Raw genomic sequence first — 17,786 nt, 5'->3', positions numbered from 1 at the left:
GGGGGCGCTTTTTCTGACCGCCCGCCAGTACCGCGACCGCCTGCGTATTACCGGCACCGTAGGCGATCAGCCGGCGCGCATCGCTTTGGCCACGGCGCCGCAGTCGGCGCTGCTGCACTCGATCCTGAACAAGGCGTTGCTGAGCATCGCGCCGCAGCAAATGGATGAACTGGTCGAGCGCTGGAGCCACGATGTGGTGGTGGAGGACAGCTATTGGTCGCGCCATCGCCGCGAGATTCTGCTTGGTTTTGCCGGCGCCGCAGGCTTGCTGCTGCTGGCCCTGATCTGGATCGGCTGGCAGCGTCGGCAGATCCATCAGCGCCAGCAATGGTTGTTGCAACTGCAACAGGCCAAGGACGCAGCGGATGAGGCCAATCGGGCCAAAAGCACTTTCCTGGCGACCATGAGCCACGAGATCCGCACACCGATGAACGCGTTGATCGGCATGCTTGAGCTGGCGCTCAAGCGCGCAGAGGAGGGCGTGACCGATCGACTGGCAATTCAGGTGGCGTCGAATGCCGGCCAGCAATTATTGGCGTTGATTGGCGACATTCTCGACATCGCCCGTATCGAGTCGGGGCATTTGTCCCTTTCGCCCGAGCGGGCCAACCTGCGCGAGACGGTGTTATCGGTGTGTCGGGTTTTCGAAGGGCTGGCGCGGCAGAAACGGCTCTTGTGGCGCATCGAACTTGATCCGCGCGCCGACGTGGATGTGCTGATTGATCCGACGCGCTTCAAACAGGTGCTGTCGAACCTGTTGAGCAATGCGATCAAATTCACCCAGTCAGGTGACGTCTGCCTGCGACTGCAGATCGTTGCGATATCGCACGAGCAAGTGAGTGTGCAAGTGCTGATCGAAGACAGCGGCATCGGTATAAGTGCTGAAGATCAAAAGCGCCTGTTCAGCCCGTTCGTTCAAGCGAGCAATAGCCTTCAAGCGGCGCGCAGCGGTTCCGGCCTGGGACTGGTGATCAGTCGCAACCTCTGCGAAATGATGGGCGGCACGCTCGGTCTTGATAGTGATCTCGGGCAAGGCACGCGAGTGGAAATGAATTTGTCCTTGCCGCTGTTGACAGCTGTGACGACCACACTGGCAACGCCCGAGGCGGCGGCCGCTACCTGTGTATTAAGCGTGTTGGTGGTGGACGATCACCCGGTCAACCGCTTGCTGATGTGCTGGCAACTGAGCGAACTGGGGCATCGCACGGTAGATGTGGGCGATGGCGAACAGGGGTTGGACCGCTGGCGAACCCAGGCCTTCGATGTGGTGATTACCGACTGCAACATGCCGCGACGCAATGGCTATGAGCTGGCGCGCACCATTCGCGATGAAGAGGCCGCCAGCGGCCGCAGGCCTTGTCTTATCCTCGGTTTTACGGCCAATGCACAGGTCGAAGAGCGTTTGCGTTGTCTGGACGCTGGCATGGACGGCTGCCTGTTCAAACCGATTCGCTTGCATGATCTGGCTGAAGCCCTGAAAGGCGCTCATCGTTGCGAGCGCCACGAAGATGAACCGCCAAGTGCCGAGCCCGTCGAGATTGATCTGAGTGCCCTGGAGCAGATGGCCGGTGCCGATCACTCGTTGATCGAGCGTTTGCGCAAGGAAGTCGGCAATAGCTTGCGCGACGATCTGCAGGCTTTGAATCAGACCCACGTCGGCGACCGCAACGGCCTGCGAGAGCTGGCCCATCGCATCAGGGGCGGCGCGCAAATGGTCGGCGCTGCGCGAGTTGTTGCGGCGTGTGTTGAGCTGGAAACGGCTTGCCGAGGCAGTGAAAGCGCAGTTATCAACCGTGCCATCGACAGGTTGCGCGAAGCCATGCACGGCCTCGCACGGTGCCTCTGAACCAATGCAGTCTGCTGTGGGAGCGAGCCTGCTCGCGAAATGCGCGCCGCTGCTCAATTGTTCTGCACATGGAACACTCAAGCCGATTTCCACCCTCTAGTCGAATATTCGATATGCCCTTACGCTTAATCCAATGCATTTACCCATTGGAGACCCCATGAAAAACATCATCGGCATTTACACCAGCCCGCGCGGCCATTGGGTCGGCGATGGTTTCCCGGTGCGCACGCTGTTTTCCTACGACAACCTGGGCAAGCACATCAGCCCGTTTCTTCTGCTCGATCACGCCGGTCCCGCCGAATTCACCCCGACCACTGAACAGCGTGGCGTCGGCCAGCATCCGCACCGTGGTTTTGAAACCGTGACCATCGTTTATGACGGCGAAGTGCAGCACCGCGATTCCACCGGCAGTGGCGGCACCATCGGCCCGGGTGATGTGCAGTGGATGACCGCAGCGTCCGGCATCCTTCATGAAGAATTCCACTCGGAAAACTTCGCCCGAACCGGCGGCAAGCTGGAAATGGTCCAGTTGTGGGTCAACCTGCCGGCCAAGGACAAAATGGCCGCGCCGGGTTACCAGACCATTCTCGACCGCGACATTCCGAGCATCGCGCTCAAGGACAACGCCGGCAGCCTGCGTCTGATCGCCGGTGAATTCAACGGGCACACCGGACCTTCGCGGACTTTCACGCCAATCGACGTCTGGGATCTGCGCCTCAATGCCGGCAAGCTGCTGACGCTTGAGCTGCACGAAGGACGCAACACCGCACTGGTGGTATTGAAAGGTTCGGTGCAGGTCAACGGTGCGGAATCGGTTGGGGTAGGGCAGTTGGCGCTGTTCGAACGCGACGGTGATCGACTCACCCTCCAGGCCAGCGAAGACGCGGTGGTATTGCTGCTCAGTGGCGAGCCGATCGACGAACCGATCGTTGGCCACGGCCCGTTCGTGATGAACACCGAGCAGGAAATCCATCAGGCCTTCGCCGACTTCCAGTCCGGGCGCTTTGGCCGGATGCACGCCTGACCCCGAGCTTTACTGGCAACTGAAGCTTCACTGTGGGAGCGAGCCTGCTCGCGAATGCTCTGATTCGGTCGAAGAAGTAGTGACTGACATGACGCCTTCGCGAGCAGGCTCGCTCCCACAGGTTTTTCAGCGTCTGATCGTTCCCACGCTCTGCGTGGGAATGCAGCCGGGGACGCTCCGCGTCCCAGAGCCTCAAGATCGCAGCCTTCGTCAGCTCCTACAGGGTTTCGCAGTGTTTTCAAGCGGCGGTTCATCCGCCGAAATCAATTGCTCCTACACTGTGCCAATCTGTGCGATCTTCTCGCGATTGGCCTTTGTCGGAGTTGTTTGATGCTGTCTCTGCTGACCGAACACCCGTTGTTTAGCGCGTTGATCCTGATCCTGCTCGATCTTGGCCTGTGGCGGCTGATCAGCTCTCGCGGCAGTGAATGGAAGCTGTTGGTGCGGGTGCTGATTTTTGCCCTGTTCAGCATTGTGCTGTTCAACGAAGGTCTCAACCCGATGGAACCGGCACCGTGGGCCGACAACGTGCCGCTGCATCTGGCGGCGACCGGGCTGCAGATCGGGTGGTGGCTGTTTGGTGCGCGGACCCTGACGGTGCTGATCGGCGCGGTGATGATGCAGCGGGTCGGCCATACCGGCCGGCTGTTGCAGGACTTGCTCGGCGCGGTGATTTTTCTCATCGCGATCATTGCGGCGCTGGCGTACGTGCTCGATCTGCCAGTCAAAGGTGTGCTGGCGACGTCCGGCGCGTTGGCGATCATCGTCGGCCTGGCCTTGCAGAGCACCTTGAGCGACGTGTTCTCCGGCATCGTCCTCAACACCACCAAGCCCTATCAGCTCGATGACTGGATCTCCATCGACGGCACCGAGGGCCGCGTCACCGACATCGACTGGCGCGCCACGCGTCTGCAAACCAGCCAGGGCAGCATGGCCGTGATTCCCAACTCGCTGGCGGCGAAAGCCAAAATCATCAACTTCAGCCGACCGAGCAATATGTTCGGCGTTTCCGTCAGCGTGCCCGTCAGCCCCCGTGCCCGGCCCAGTTCGGTAATCGAGGCGCTGGAGCGAGCGATGCAGGGTTGTCGGCAATTGCTCGACACACCGGCGCCGAGCGTGTCGTTGAAGAGTTCTGCCAGCGGCGGCGCGGAATACGAGATCAGTGGATTTGTCGCTTCGATGGGCGAGAAGCGCGTGGTGCGCAATCAGTTGTTCGACCTCGCGTACCGGCATTTGCAGGCCTCCGGGGTCAACCTGCTGTCGAGCAACGAGACCAGCGCCGCACCACAGTTGTCGCGGCCACGGGCGCTGCTGGAAAGCTCACCGATCTTCTCGACTCTGCGTGAAGAAGAGAAAGACACCTTCAGCCAGAACATGACCCTGCAAACCTTCCGCGCCGGCGAAACGATTCTCGCGGGCGGGGAGGTCAGCGATCATTTGTTCATTATTGAGTCCGGCGTGGTATCGGTGACGCTCAAGCGCCATGGTGCACCACTGGAATCCGGGCGCATGGGGCCGGGCGAGGTGATCGGCGAGGCCGGGATTCTTTCCGACACCGCGCTGCCGGCGGATTTTTCCGCGAAGACTTTCTGCGCGCTGTATCGCATTGAGAAGTCCTATCTGAAACCGTGCCTGGACGCGCGCCATGACATTCATGATGCGATGCAGGCGTTGCTCGATTTCCGTCTGCACAAGGCGCAGTCGCTGACCGAGGAAACGCCCGTGGTCGCGCCGAAAAGAGGCTTTCTGCAATGGCTGCGTAACCGAGTCTGAGCTGGCGCTTTGTGATTCGATGCAACCTGCGCGGCGTTCTCAGAGTCACAATTTGCAATCCCACCGGGCAGGAGTTGCAGACGATGAAAAACCTGCGAATCGCCACCTTCAACGTCAACGGCATGCGCGCGCGGCTGCCGAATCTGCTGGAATGGCTCAAGCGCGAGCAACCGGACATCGTCTGCCTGCAAGAGCTCAAATCAGTCGACAGCGCATTTCCCGCCGCCGAACTGGAGGCCGCCGGTTACGGCGCGATCTGGCAGGGCCAGGCGTCATGGAATGGCGTGGCGATTCTGGCGCGTGATGCGCAGCCGTTGGAGAGTCGACGCGGTTTGCCCGGCGATCCCGATGACACCCACAGCCGTTATATCGAAGCGGCGGTGCACGGTGTGCTGGTCGGTTGCCTGTATCTGCCCAACGGCAACCCGCAGCCGGGGCCGAAATTCGATTACAAACTGGCCTGGTTCGAGCGTCTGATCAATTACGCCAAAGACCTGCAAAGCAGCGATCACCCGGTGGTGCTGGCCGGTGACTTCAATGTCGTGCCCACCGACATGGACATCTACAACACCCGTTCCTGGCTCAAGGACGCCTTGTTGCAACCCGAAAGCCGCGAGTGCTACCAGCGGCTGCTGGACCAAGGCTGGACCGATTCTCTGCGCCACGTGTATCCCGAAGAGCGCCTCTACACCTTCTGGGATTACTTCCGTAACCATTGGCAAACCAATTCCGGCCTGCGCATCGACCACCTGCTGCTCAATCCGGCATTGAGCCCGTATTTGCACGACGCTGGCGTCGACGCCTGGGTACGCAACGAACCGCACGCCAGTGACCATGCACCGACATGGATTCGCATCGCTTCGCGGAAAAAGCGCTGAGCGGGCGATTGGCGAAATCAATTGTCGGAAGCCGTGCTTGATCCCGTATACAGGGCAACATCCACGCAGTGTTCTGCGGCCCATGCATAAGGATCGAGCAATGAGTGCGCCACGGCTGACCAGTACCAATCTGTACCTGCAACGTCTGGGTTTCGATGCGCCGCCGCCACCGACGCTTGATACGTTGCGCCAGTTGCAGTCGCGCCACACCGCTCAGTTTGTTTTCGAAAATCTGGCGACGATCAGTGCAGAGCCGGTGTTGATCGACTTGGTCTCCATCGAAGACAAGGTGTTGCAGCAGGGGCGGGGCGGCTACTGCTATGAGCTCAATCATTTGTTCTATGCGCTGCTGCTTGAATTGGGCTTCGACGCACGGGCGATCAGCGGGCGCGTGGTGATGAATCAACCGGAAGGTAGCTGGACGGCGCGAACCCATCGTTTGAGTCTGGTGACCATCGAGGGAGTGCGTTACATCACCGACGTCGGCTTCGGCGGCATGGTGCCCACCGCGCCGCTGTTGCTCGACAGTGAAGATGAGCAACCCACCCCGCACGAACCTTACCGCATCGACAAGCAAGCAGATGGCTATCTGCTGCGCGCCAAAGTCGCAGGCGAATGGCGGCCGATGTACCTGTTCGATTTGCAACGCCAGGAAGACATCGATTACACCGTCGGCAACTGGTACGTCTCCACCCATCCCGAGTCACCCTTTTCGCAGCGCCTGATGGTCGCGCGCACCGGCGCTGGCTGGCGCAAAACCCTGAACAACGGCAGTTTTGCCATTCATCACATGGGCGCGGACAGTGAGCGGCGCGAGGTGGCGGACGTCGACGAGCTGATGAAATTGCTGCGGCGCGAGTTCGATCTTCAGGTGCCTGATTCACCGCGTGTGCGACAAGCGCTGGCTCGGGTCATCGCGCCAGCCTCCATCTAAGGCTTTACATCAGGCTCCAATACGCGACGGATTTCGCCGATGGCCGCTGACAGCTTTCGCTCGAGACTCTTGAGATCGGTGGCGGTGATGCCTTTCTTGAATTGGCCCGTCAGACCTGAATCGTCGGCGCTTTCCTGCTGGCGTGGGCCATCAAGCAGAGCATGGCGCAGGGTGTTGTTGATCACAGTCTGGTAGCCAAAGCCCTCGGTTTCTGCGGCGGTACGCGCCGCTTCAATCACCGCGTCATCAAGCATGATGGTGATGCGGGTCTTGCCCTTGTTCGGCGCTACTGCGCCGCGTTTACCTGTGGAAAAGTCATATTCGTCTTTCATCGTTCAAGCCTCCTGAAAATACGCGCGCTGTTCGCTGGGTGTGGCGAGACGTGCGGAAATGATTCGAACAACATTGGCTTCGCGATAGCTGTAAGCAACGGCAAGCACACGACCTTTGGCATCGAGGCCGAGGGTGATCCAGCGTTGTTCGTCATGGTCGTTGTCCTCAAGTGTCAGTGCGCGTTCGTCATGAAAAACCGGTTCGGCTTCGGCGAGGCTGATGCCTTTGTGCTTGAGTTTGTTGGCTGCGTTTTTGCTTTTGTCGTACTGAATCTTGAATGACTTCATTATGCATACTTTATATGTATAAAAAAGAGCGCGACTGCACCGTCGGTCGCCGTGAACACTTCAGCCTAGTGGGCACTGGCGAGGATGCAGCGGGGATGTGTTGCCGGATTTGTTGGGGCAAGAAGCGCAGGCTAGAAGGTTGGATGGCTACCTAACCATAATGTGACTGACAAGTTGTATACAACTCTATGGACATTTGTCCTGAGTATTGAATACAGTGTGCGCATAACAAAAACCAGGGAACCCCCCACCATGAAAACGCCCCATGTTTCACACCAACGGCCCGAGGACGAAAACCTCGGGGTCGGCGCGAATATGGCTTACGGCCTGCAACATGTTCTGACCATGTACGGCGGTATCGTTGCGGTGCCACTGATCATTGGCCAGGCGGCCGGTCTGTCGCCGGCGGACATTGGTCTGTTGATTGCTGCTTCATTGTTTGCGGGGGGGCTGGCGACGTTGCTGCAAACCCTGGGTCTGCCGTTTTTTGGCTGTCAGCTGCCGCTGGTCCAGGGCGTATCGTTCTCCGGCGTGGCGACCATGGTTGCGATCGTCAGCAGCGGCGGGGGGGGCGGTTTCCAATCGGTGCTGGGTGCGGTGATTGCCGCCTCGTTGATCGGCTTGCTGATCACGCCGGTGTTTTCACGCATCACCAAGTTCTTTCCGCCGCTGGTCACCGGCATTGTGATCACCACCATCGGCCTGACGCTGATGCCGGTGGCCGCACGCTGGGCGATGGGCGGCAACAGCCACGCGCCGGACTTCGGCAGCATGCAGAACATCGGTCTGGCGGCGGTCACGCTGGTGCTGGTGTTGCTGCTGAGCAAGGTTGGCAGCGCGACCATTTCTCGGCTGTCGATTCTGCTGGCCATGGTCATCGGCACGGTGCTGGCGGTGTTCCTTGGCATGGCGGATTTCTCCAGTGTCACCACCGGCCCCATGTTCGGCTTCCCGACACCGTTCCACTTCGGCATGCCGACCTTCCATTTCGCCGCGATCCTGTCGATGTGCATTGTGGTTATGGTGACGCTGGTGGAAACCTCGGCGGACATCCTCGCCGTGGGCGAGATCATTGACACCAAGGTAGATTCCAAACGCTTGGGCAACGGCCTGCGCGCCGACATGCTGTCGAGCATGTTTGCGCCGATCTTCGGATCGTTTACGCAAAGTGCTTTCGCGCAAAACGTCGGCCTGGTGGCGGTGACCGGGATCAAGAGCCGTTTCGTGGTGGCCACCGGCGGTCTGTTCCTGGTGGTGCTCGGCCTGCTGCCGTTCATGGGCCGGGTGATTGCTGCAGTGCCGACTTCGGTCCTTGGCGGCGCAGGGATCGTGCTGTTCGGCACCGTGGCGGCGAGCGGCATTCGCACGTTGTCGAAGGTGGACTACCGCAACAACGTCAACCTGATCATCGTGGCCACTTCGATCGGTTTCGGCATGATCCCGATCGCCGCGCCGAACTTCTACGATCACTTCCCGAGCTGGTTCGCGACGATTTTCCATTCGGGCATCAGTTCGTCGGCAATCATGGCGATCCTGCTCAACCTGGCATTCAACCACTTCACGACCGGCAATTCGGATCAACAATCGGTGTTCGCCGCAGCGGAAGAGCGCACCCTGCGTTATCGCGATCTCGCCGCGCTGCGTGAAGGCGATTACTTCAGCGACGGCAAGCTGCATGACTGCGATGGCAAGGAAGTGCCGGTGATCGAGCCGGATGACCACGACCATGGCCATGGCGCGCCAAAGGTGCAGGTGAAAAGCAGCGAACATGTCTGACCGCTGCGTCTGAAACGGAAAAGGCCGATCTGCCCAAACAGATCGGCCTTTTGGTATTTTTCGTGCGCCCACAAAAAAGCCCCTGAACCTTGCGATTCAGGGGCTTTGCTATTTGGCTCCACAACCTGGACTCGAACCAGGGACCCAGTGATTAACAGTCACTTGCTCTACCAACTGAGCTATTGCGGAATTGGTGCGTATGTTACTGATTCAAAAAGAGAAGTCAAGCATCGCCGGGCAACTTTTGCGATTCGTCGGGACGGACGGCATTTTGTCAGCGATTGGCGGTTACCAGAAAGGCCTCAGAGGTCTACCATGGCAGCCCGGAAGTGGTCACACGCGCTGCCGGCCATTCGCCGCAAAGGTACGCGCCATGATTCAAATCACTCGCAACACCGAGGTGCCTGCATGAGCACTGCACAGATCAGCCTGCCCAAAGGGATCGGCCCGCACGCCGAAAAACTTTTCGATGCAATCACCGGGGCAAGCACCGCCGAAGAATTGAACCGCGCTGGCGGCAAGGCTGAAGGTTTCGTCCTTGGTCTAGAAAGCAGCAAGGCCATCAAGAGCCAGGTCGCCGAATCGCTGTATGTGATTTACGACGATGCCGCCACCCAGCGCTCGGCCGAGCTGGCTTAACTGCCGAAGGTAATCGTGCCGAGCATCAGCTTGGCATAGGCCGCCGTCGCCGCCAGTTGCACCAGCCACAGGGCCAGGCCACCGAGGAATACCCCGGTGGCGACTTGCAGCACCAGGCTCTTTTCACGCTTGGCCGGAGCGCGCGGGATGAAATCATCCAGGTCGTCACGGTCAGCGCGCAGGTTGTCGTTTTTCATGTGGGTTCTCTTCAAAAAATCTCGGGTGTACACAAAACCGGTAGGAGCTGCGGAACGCTGCGATCTTTTGATCTTAGAAACAAGATCAAAAGATCGCAGCCTCGTTGCACTCGTCAGCTCCTACACTTTGAATTGTGTGCAGTCTAGAGGTTGCGAGGCGTTTCCAGAGACAAATAAAAACGGGAAGCCCAAAAGGCTTCCCGTTTTTCATCACTGGCCGAAATCAGATGACCTGAACGATCGCGTCCGTCACAGCCTTGATGTTGCTCTGGTTCAGCGCGGCCACGCAGATGCGGCCGGTGTCCAGGGCGTAAATGCCGAACTCGTTGCGCAGGCGATGCACTTGTTCAGTGGTCAGGCCGGAGTAGGAGAACATGCCGCGCTGACGGCCAACGAAGCTGAAATCGCGGCCCGGGGCTTTTTCCGCCAGCAGGGCAACCATCTGCTCGCGCATGCCGCGAATACGCAGGCGCATCTCGGCCAGCTCGGCTTCCCACTGCGCGCGCAGTTCCGGGCTGTTCAGCACCGCAGCAACGATGCTGGCGCCGTGGGTCGGCGGGTTGGAGTAGTTGGTGCGGATCACGCGCTTGACCTGCGACAGCACGCGCGCGCTTTCTTCTTTCGATTCGCTGATGATCGACAGTGCGCCAACGCGTTCGCCGTACAGCGAGAACGACTTGGAGAACGAGCTCGAGACGAAGAAGGTCAGGCCGGATTCGGCGAACAGGCGCACAGCGGCGGCGTCTTCGTCGATGCCGTCGCCGAAACCCTGGTAAGCCATGTCGAGGAACGGCACGTGACCTTTGGCCTTGACCACTTCGAGCACCTTGGTCCAGTCCGCCGGGGTCAGGTCGACGCCGGTCGGGTTGTGGCAGCAGGCGTGCAGGACAACGATCGAGCCGTTCGGCAGGGCGTTGAGGTCGTCGAGCATGCCGGCACGGTTCACGTCATGGGTGGCAGCGTCGTAGTAACGGTAGTTCTGCACCGGGAAACCAGCGGTTTCGAACAGTGCGCGGTGGTTTTCCCAGCTCGGGTCGCTGATCGCCACGACGGCGTTCGGCAGCAGTTGCTTGAGGAAGTCGGCACCGATTTTCAGTGCGCCGGTCCCGCCGACGGCCTGAGTGGTGATGACGCGACCGGCGCTGATCAGCGGCGAGTCGTTGCCGAACAGCAGTTTCTGCACGGCCTGGTCGTAGGCAGCGATGCCATCGATCGGCAGGTAACCGCGCGAAGCGTGTTGCGCGACTCGAATCGTCTCGGCTTCGATCACCGCGCGCAGCAGTGGAATTCGCCCCTCTTCGTTGCAGTACACGCCCACGCCCAGGTTGACCTTGGTGGTTCGGGTATCGGCGTTGAATGCTTCGTTGAGGCCCAGGATTGGATCGCGGGGTGCCATTTCGACAGCGGAGAACAGGCTCATTATTACGGCGGCTCTGAATGGAGAGTGGAGGGACGTGTCGCGCTCCAGCCGAATGCACTAGAGCGGTGCACAAACGGGGAGCTAGTATAGAGGCCATCACCGCGCAATGGCGACAGGCGAATCGGCTTTTAGGGTAAGTTTTTCCGATTATTTCTTGACCGTTAGTCGATTGACTTTGTCAGACTCTTTACCGGATGTAGGACGTTTGCCTTGAAAGGTCAGGCAATCGCCACCACATTCAGCACAATCCAGGTTTTTTCTTGCGCGACATCGGTCGTTTGCGGTCGTCCCCGTGGTGCTCCGTCTGACGCGGAACGCCGCGATTCCAGAGGTGTGTATGTCGGAATTCCAGCTAGTCACCCGCTTCGAGCCTGCCGGCGATCAGCCGGAAGCCATTCGCCAGTTGGTTGAGGGCATTGACGCCGGGCTGGCGCACCAGACACTGCTCGGTGTGACCGGTTCGGGCAAGACCTTCAGCATTGCCAACGTCATCTCCCAGGTCCAGCGGCCGACGCTCGTACTGGCGCCGAACAAGACCCTGGCCGCGCAGTTGTACGGGGAGTTCAAGGCGTTCTTCCCGAACAACGCCGTTGAATACTTCGTTTCCTACTACGACTACTACCAGCCCGAAGCGTATGTGCCGTCGTCCGACACCTTCATCGAGAAGGACGCTTCGATCAACGACCACATCGAACAGATGCGCCTGTCCGCAACCAAAGCGTTGCTCGAGCGCAAGGACGCGATCATCGTCACCACGGTCTCATGCATCTACGGTCTGGGCAGTCCGGAAACCTATCTGAAAATGGTCTTGCACGTTGATCGCGGCGACAAGCTTGATCAGCGTGCGCTGCTGCGGCGCCTGGCCGACCTGCAATACACCCGCAACGACATGGATTTTGCCCGGGCGACGTTCCGCGTGCGCGGTGATGTGATCGATATCTTCCCGGCGGAATCCGACCTCGAAGCGATCCGCATTGAGCTGTTCGATGACGAGGTCGAGAGCATTTCCGCCTTCGACCCACTGACCGGCGAAGTCATCCGCAAGATGCCGCGCTTCACTTTCTACCCGAAAAGTCACTACGTGACGCCTCGGGAAACCCTGCTCGATGCTATCGAAGGCATCAAGGTCGAATTGCAGGAGCGCCTCGAATACCTGCGCAGCAACAACAAACTGGTGGAAGCCCAGCGTCTGGAACAGCGCACCCGTTTCGACCTGGAAATGATCCTCGAACTGGGCTATTGCAACGGCATCGAAAACTACTCGCGCTACCTGTCCGGGCGTCCGGCCGGCGCGGCGCCGCCCACCCTTTACGACTATCTGCCGGCCGACGCCTTGCTGGTGATCGACGAATCCCACGTCAGCGTGCCGCAGGTCGGCGCGATGTATAAGGGCGACCGTTCGCGTAAAGAGACCCTCGTTGAGTACGGCTTCCGCCTGCCTTCGGCGCTGGACAACCGGCCCATGCGTTTTGACGAGTGGGAAGGGGTCAGCCCGCAGACCATTTTCGTCTCGGCAACGCCCGGCAACTACGAAGCCGAGCACGCCGGGCGGGTGGTTGAGCAGGTGGTGCGGCCGACTGGCCTGGTCGACCCGCAGGTTGAAGTGCGGCCGGCGCTGACTCAGGTCGATGACTTGCTCTCGGAAATCACCAAGCGCGTGGCGATCGAAGAACGTGTGCTGGTCACCACGCTGACCAAGCGCATGGCCGAAGACCTGACCGATTACCTCGCCGACCACGGCGTGCGCGTGCGTTATCTGCATTCGGACATCGACACCGTCGAGCGCGTCGAGATCATCCGCGATTTGCGCCTCGGCGTGTTCGATGTGCTGGTCGGGATCAACCTGCTGCGTGAAGGCCTCGACATGCCGGAAGTGTCGCTGGTGGCGATTCTCGATGCCGACAAGGAAGGCTTCCTGCGTTCCGAGCGCTCGCTGATCCAGACCATCGGTCGCGCGGCGCGTAACCTCAATGGCCGGGCGATTCTCTACGCTGATCGCATGACTGGTTCGATGGAGCGGGCGATTGGTGAGACCGAGCGCCGTCGCGAGAAGCAGATCGCCTTCAACCTTGAGAACGGCATCACCCCGAAAGGTGTGATCAAGGACGTCGCCGACATCATGGAAGGCGCCACCGTGCCGGGTTCGCGCAGCAAGAAGCGCAAAGGCATGGCCAAGGCCGCCGAAGAGAACGCCAAGTACGAAGCCGAGTTGCGCTCGCCAAGCGAAATCACCAAACGCATCCGCGCGCTGGAAGAGAAGATGTACCAACTGGCGCGGGATCTGGAGTTTGAAGCGGCGGCGCAGATGCGTGACGAGATTGCCAAACTGCGCGAACGATTGCTTACGGTATAAGGGATCGTTCCCACGCAGAGCGTGGGAACGATCATTGTGTATCCCTGTGGGAGCGAGCCTGCTCGCGAATGGCCTTCCCACAAATCGGACGGCCTAGCGCATCCGGCTTAAATACCCTGCCCGCTGGAGCGGGGCGGGTGTCGCCTGTTACCATTCGCCGCTTGATTGTTCTGCTCTTCATTTTTTCGAGACAAGCCATGACCACCGTCCGCACTCGCATCGCGCCATCGCCTACCGGGGACCCCCACGTAGGTACCGCTTACATCGCATTGTTCAACTACTGCTTTGCCAAGCAGCATGGCGGTGAGTTCATCCTGCGCATCGAAGACACCGATCAGTTGCGTTCGACCCGCGAGTCCGAACAGCAGATCTTCGACGCCCTGCGCTGGCTCGGTATCGACTGGAGCGAAGGCCCGGACGTCGGCGGCCCGCACGGCCCGTATCGGCAGAGCGAGCGCGGCGACATCTATCAGAAGTACTGCCAGCAACTGGTCGACATGGGTCATGCGTTCCCGTGCTTCTGCACCGCTGAAGAACTCGATCAGATGCGCGCCGAGCAAATGGCTCGCGGCGAAACTCCGCGCTACGACGGCCGCGCGCTGCTGCTGTCGAAGGAAGAAGTCGCCGCGCGTCTGGCCGCTGGCGAGCCGCACGTGATTCGTATGAAGGTGCCGAGCGAAGGCGTCTGCGTGGTGCCGGACATGTTGCGTGGCGACGTCGAGATCCCGTGGGATCGCATGGACATGCAAGTGCTGATGAAGACCGACGGCCTGCCGACGTACTTCCTCGCCAACGTGGTCGACGATCACCTGATGGGCATCACCCACGTGCTGCGTGGCGAAGAATGGCTGCCATCGGCACCGAAACTGATTTTGCTGTACGAATACTTCGGCTGGGAACAACCGGAGCTGTGCTACATGCCGCTGCTGCGCAACCCGGACAAGAGCAAGCTGTCCAAGCGCAAGAACCCGACCTCGGTGACGTTCTACGAGCGCATGGGCTTCATGCCGGAAGCGATGCTCAACTACCTCGGGCGCATGGGCTGGTCGATGCCGGACGAGCGCGAGAAGTTCTCGCTGCAGGAAATGGTCGACAACTTCGACCTCAAGCGTGTCTCCCTCGGCGGGCCGATCTTCGACATCGAGAAGCTATCGTGGCTCAACGGCCAGTGGCTGCGCGACCTGCCGGTGGAAGAGTTTGCCGCCCGCGTGCAGAAGTGGGCGTTCAATTCCGAATACATGATGAAGATCGCGCCGCACGTGCAGGGCCGGGTTGAAACGTTCAGCCAGGTCGCACCGCTGGCGGGGTTCTTCTTTGCCGGCGGCGTGAATCCGGATGCCAAGCTGTTCGAGTCGAAAAAGCTCTCCGGCGATCAGGTTCGCCAGTTGATGCAGTTGATCCTGTGGAAACTGGAAAGTCTGCGGCAGTGGGAGAAGGACAGCATCACCGCGACGATTCAGGCGGTGGTCGAATCTCTGGAGCTGAAGCTGCGCGACGCGATGCCGCTGATGTTTGCTGCGATCACCGGGCAGGCGAGTTCGGTGTCGGTGCTCGATGCGATGGAAATCCTCGGCCCGGATCTCACCCGTTTCCGCTTGCGCCAGGCGATTGACCTGCTGGGCGGCGTGTCGAAGAAAGAAAACAAAGAGTGGGAAAAGCTCTTGGGCGCCATCGCCTGATTGCTTTTGCTTCTTTGTAGGAGCTGCCGCAGGCTGCGATCTTTTGATCTTGTTTTCAAAAGGCAAAGTCAAAAGATCGCAGGCTGCGCCAGCTCCTACAGGTCTGCCCGCGTTGCAAACCGCCCAGTTTTACGGGGGAGGGCGGTAAGTGATTGTTATCCCGGCAAAAAATTTTGAAATTTTTCAAAAATAAGTTTGACAGGCTTTCGATACGCCCTTAAGATTCGCCCCGTCCTCAGCGATGAGGGGCTATAGCTCAGCTGGGAGAGCGCTTGCATGGCATGCAAGAGGTCGACGGTTCGATCCCGTCTAGCTCCACCAATTTTACACTTCGAGGTCTGGCCACACCGGCCTTGAAGCGATCAACACTCAGCGTTGATCAGTTGTATAGAAGGGTTTGTGTCCCCTTCGTCTAGTGGCCTAGGACACCGCCCTTTCACGGCGGTAACAGGGGTTCGAGTCCCCTAGGGGACGCCACGATTACCCGCTCTGCGGGATTTTATAAGGGTCATTCAATTGTTGAATGGCCCTTTTGTTTGTCTGGCGTTTGGCCAACTCTCCTTTTTCCTTACACTGTGCTTCAGACCAGCGGTCATATTCATGACTTGCGGAATATTATTATGCGAATAATATTCTAGTCGTAATATTCGGAGGCAACGATGAACGATAAAAAAGCTCAAACCCGCGAACGCATCCTCAAGGCTGCCAGCGCCGCGTTGATTCAGCGCGGCCCGGCAGACCCGAGCGTGGGCGAAGTGATGGGCGCCGCCGGCCTGACCGTCGGCGGCTTCTACGCACACTTCGAAAGCAAGGACGCGATGATGCTCGAAGCGTTCAAGCAACTGCTGGGCCGCCGCCGCGACCTGATTGCCGACATGGACGCCGATTTGACCGGCGAAGAGCGTCGCGCTTTGGTGGCTGCGTTCTACCTGTCACGCAAACACCGGGATTCCAGCGAAGCCGCATGCCCGATTCCGGCCTCGATTGGCGAATTGGGTCGTTTGCCGGAGTCGTTCCGCATCGCGTTGAACGAGCATCTGGAGCTGATGGTCGCGCAACTGGCCGCCAGCCCTGAAGACACCGACAAGGCTTTGGCCGATGTCGCGTTGATGGTCGGTGGTCTGGCCTTGGCCAGGGCGCTGAGTCCGGGAGAGTTATCCGATCGATTGCTGCGCGCCGCCAAGTCGGCGGTGCGTTGACCTGAAGGCAACAAGCCTGAGGAGAGTGCGATGAACGCGTTGAAGTGGGTTCGTGGCGTTAACGGTACCTTGGGCTGGTTTGCACCGAAGCTGGTGGCAAGCAAAATGCGTCTGGCATTCATGACGCCCCGCGCGCTACCGCTGCGGGATTGGGAGCTGCCGCTGTTGGCCAGCTCCGAACGCATCACGTTGCGCTTCGGCCTGTCGGCGCTGCGCTGGGGCCAAGGCCCTACGGTGCTGTTGATGCATGGTTGGGAAGGGCGGCCAACGCAATTCGCCTCGCTGATCAATGCGCTGGTCGATGCCGGCTATACCGTCGTCGCGCTCGACGGTCCGGCTCACGGTCGTTCCCCTGGGCGCGAAGCCAATGTAGTGCTGTTCGCCCGCGCCATGCTCGAAGCCGCTGCCGAATTGCCGCCGCTGCAAGCGGTTATCGGCCATTCCATGGGCGGCGCCAGCGCGATGCTCGCCGTGCAATTGGGTCTGCGCACCGAAACCCTGGTCAGCATCGCCGCACCGTCGCGGATTCTCGGCGTGCTGCGCGGTTTTGCGCGAATGGTTGGCATGCCGCCGCGCGCGCGTTCGGCGTTTATCCGCCAGGTCGAGCAGGACGTCGGCATGCGCGCCGCTACGCTGGACGTGGCCCACTATCAACTGGATATGCCCGGTCTAATCGTGCATGCCGAGGACGACAATTTTGTCTCGGTCAAAGAATCGCAATTGATTCACGAAGCCTGGTTCGACAGCTGCCTGCTGCGCTTGGAAAGCGGCGGCCATCAACGCGTGCTGGCCGACCCTCGAGTGATTGATGGCGTGTTATCACTGCTCGCCGGTCGCAGCCTTCAGGCGCGCCAATCGGCCTGAGCTCCGTTACACTGCCCCGGTTGAATACTTTGACCGGGAGTGGGGCATGGGCTGGGATCGGGCAACGCCGTTTACCATTGATCTGCAAGTAGGCGCCGAAGACATCGACGGGCTCGGGCACGCCAATAACGCCGTTTACGTGACCTGGCTCGAGCGCTGCGCCTGGCGCCATTCGCAGCGCCTCGGCCTGGACCTGGTCGAATACCGGCGGCTGGATCGGGCGATGGCCGTTGTCCGCCACGAAATCGATTACCTGGCCGCCGCCTATGAAGGTGATGAACTGCAACTGGCGACCTGGATCGTCGACTGGGATCAGCGCTTGAAAATGACCCGGCATTTCCAGCTCAAACGCCCCAGTGACAATGCCACCCTGTTGCGCGCGCAGACCACGTTTGTGTGCATCGAACTGTCGACCGGCAAGCCCAAGCGCATGCCGGCGGAATTTATCGAAGGCTATGGCCCGGCGATCCAGATTGCAGAGGCGATGTAAATCTCACCCTGTGGGAGCGAGCCTGCTCGCGAAAGCGTCAGGTCAGTCACGCATGCATGAACTGACAGACCGTCTTCGCGAGCAGGCTCGCTCC

The 17,786-nt window shown here is 59.9% G+C and carries 16 protein-coding genes and 3 tRNA genes; 14 read left to right on the top strand and 5 right to left on the bottom strand.

What is annotated here, in order from left to right; all coding sequences use genetic code 11:
• The 5 genes from OC605_RS14435 to OC605_RS14415 form a co-directional block, all read left to right on the top strand.
• Positions 1–1,846: ATP-binding protein (locus tag OC605_RS14435; protein ID WP_262137835.1), on the top strand; the 1,846-nt coding region annotated here is incomplete at its 5' end.
• Between the two features lie 157 nt (positions 1,847–2,003).
• Positions 2,004–2,870 carry a pirin family protein gene (locus OC605_RS14430; RefSeq protein WP_262137834.1) on the top strand — a complete coding sequence of 289 codons (867 nt, stop codon included), beginning with the start codon at positions 2,004–2,006 and terminating at the stop codon, positions 2,868–2,870.
• A 330-nt stretch (positions 2,871–3,200) separates the two neighbouring features.
• Positions 3,201–4,643, top strand: a complete 1,443-nt coding sequence (locus tag OC605_RS14425) for a mechanosensitive ion channel family protein (RefSeq protein ID WP_262137833.1) — start codon at positions 3,201–3,203, stop codon at positions 4,641–4,643.
• A gap of 83 nt (positions 4,644–4,726) precedes the next feature.
• Complete coding sequence (gene xth, locus OC605_RS14420; protein ID WP_122700508.1) at positions 4,727–5,521, top strand: exodeoxyribonuclease III; 795 nt, start codon at positions 4,727–4,729, stop codon at positions 5,519–5,521.
• 100 nt (positions 5,522–5,621) lie between these two features.
• Positions 5,622–6,455, top strand: coding sequence for an arylamine N-acetyltransferase family protein (locus OC605_RS14415; protein ID WP_130927727.1), 834 nt, complete (start codon positions 5,622–5,624; stop codon positions 6,453–6,455).
• Here the strand turns inward: OC605_RS14415 and OC605_RS14410 are convergent.
• Entirely contained in the window at positions 6,452–6,787 is a 336-nt protein-coding gene (locus OC605_RS14410) for a BrnA antitoxin family protein (RefSeq protein WP_186565654.1), read from the bottom strand. The genes OC605_RS14415 and OC605_RS14410 overlap by 4 nt on opposite strands.
• Positions 6,788–6,790: 3 nt before the next feature.
• Entirely contained in the window at positions 6,791–7,075 is a 285-nt protein-coding gene (locus OC605_RS14405; protein ID WP_122706877.1) for a BrnT family toxin, read from the bottom strand.
• A gap of 252 nt (positions 7,076–7,327) precedes the next feature.
• Between OC605_RS14405 and OC605_RS14400 the strand changes: the two genes are divergently transcribed.
• On the top strand, positions 7,328–8,851 hold the full coding sequence (locus OC605_RS14400; protein ID WP_262137831.1) for a nucleobase:cation symporter-2 family protein: 1,524 nt from the start codon (positions 7,328–7,330) through the stop codon (positions 8,849–8,851).
• A gap of 113 nt (positions 8,852–8,964) precedes the next feature.
• On the opposite strand, the gene OC605_RS14395 is transcribed toward OC605_RS14400, so the two are convergent.
• Positions 8,965–9,040: transfer RNA gene (locus tag OC605_RS14395), tRNA-Asn, on the bottom strand.
• Between the two features lie 219 nt (positions 9,041–9,259).
• Between OC605_RS14395 and OC605_RS14390 the strand changes: the two genes are divergently transcribed.
• Positions 9,260–9,490 (top strand): hypothetical protein, encoded by a 231-nt coding sequence (locus OC605_RS14390; protein ID WP_024012377.1) that lies wholly within the window; start codon positions 9,260–9,262, stop codon positions 9,488–9,490.
• On the opposite strand, the gene OC605_RS14385 is transcribed toward OC605_RS14390, so the two are convergent.
• The gene (locus tag OC605_RS14385) at positions 9,487–9,687 is read right to left on the bottom strand and encodes a hypothetical protein (RefSeq protein ID WP_016773917.1); all 201 of its coding nucleotides are present in this window, start codon (positions 9,685–9,687) and stop codon (positions 9,487–9,489) included. The two genes, OC605_RS14390 and OC605_RS14385, sit on opposite strands and share 4 nt — an antisense overlap.
• 223 nt (positions 9,688–9,910) lie before the next feature.
• Positions 9,911–11,107, bottom strand: a complete 1,197-nt coding sequence (locus OC605_RS14380) for an amino acid aminotransferase (protein WP_122506461.1) — start codon at positions 11,105–11,107, stop codon at positions 9,911–9,913.
• A gap of 337 nt (positions 11,108–11,444) precedes the next feature.
• On the opposite strand from OC605_RS14380, the gene uvrB reads away from it, so the two are divergent.
• From uvrB to OC605_RS14345, 7 genes are all read left to right on the top strand, one after another.
• Positions 11,445–13,460, top strand: a complete 2,016-nt coding sequence (gene uvrB, locus OC605_RS14375) for an excinuclease ABC subunit UvrB (protein ID WP_024012378.1) — start codon at positions 11,445–11,447, stop codon at positions 13,458–13,460.
• A 197-nt stretch (positions 13,461–13,657) separates the two neighbouring features.
• Positions 13,658–15,139 carry a glutamate--tRNA ligase gene (gene gltX / locus OC605_RS14370; RefSeq protein ID WP_016773920.1) on the top strand — a complete coding sequence of 494 codons (1,482 nt, stop codon included), beginning with the start codon at positions 13,658–13,660 and terminating at the stop codon, positions 15,137–15,139.
• A gap of 245 nt (positions 15,140–15,384) precedes the next feature.
• A tRNA-Ala gene (locus OC605_RS14365) sits at positions 15,385–15,460 on the top strand.
• A gap of 80 nt (positions 15,461–15,540) precedes the next feature.
• A tRNA-Glu gene (locus OC605_RS14360) sits at positions 15,541–15,616 on the top strand.
• Between the two features lie 182 nt (positions 15,617–15,798).
• The gene (locus OC605_RS14355) at positions 15,799–16,338 is read left to right on the top strand and encodes a TetR/AcrR family transcriptional regulator (RefSeq protein WP_262137828.1); all 540 of its coding nucleotides are present in this window, start codon (positions 15,799–15,801) and stop codon (positions 16,336–16,338) included.
• Positions 16,339–16,368: 30 nt separating this feature from the next.
• Complete coding sequence (locus OC605_RS14350; RefSeq protein WP_186565644.1) at positions 16,369–17,202, top strand: alpha/beta fold hydrolase; 834 nt, start codon at positions 16,369–16,371, stop codon at positions 17,200–17,202.
• Between the two features lie 46 nt (positions 17,203–17,248).
• Positions 17,249–17,692 (top strand): acyl-CoA thioesterase, encoded by a 444-nt coding sequence (locus OC605_RS14345; protein WP_016773923.1) that lies wholly within the window; start codon positions 17,249–17,251, stop codon positions 17,690–17,692.
• The last annotated feature ends 94 nt before the right edge of the window (positions 17,693–17,786 follow it).

Origin of the sequence: Pseudomonas sp. Marseille-Q5117 (assembly GCF_946901175.1) — a bacterium.
GTDB lineage: Bacteria > Pseudomonadota > Gammaproteobacteria > Pseudomonadales > Pseudomonadaceae > Aquipseudomonas > Aquipseudomonas iranensis.
Note: the sequence above shows the minus strand (reverse complement) of the source record. Positions and strands in the feature narration are given on the sequence as shown.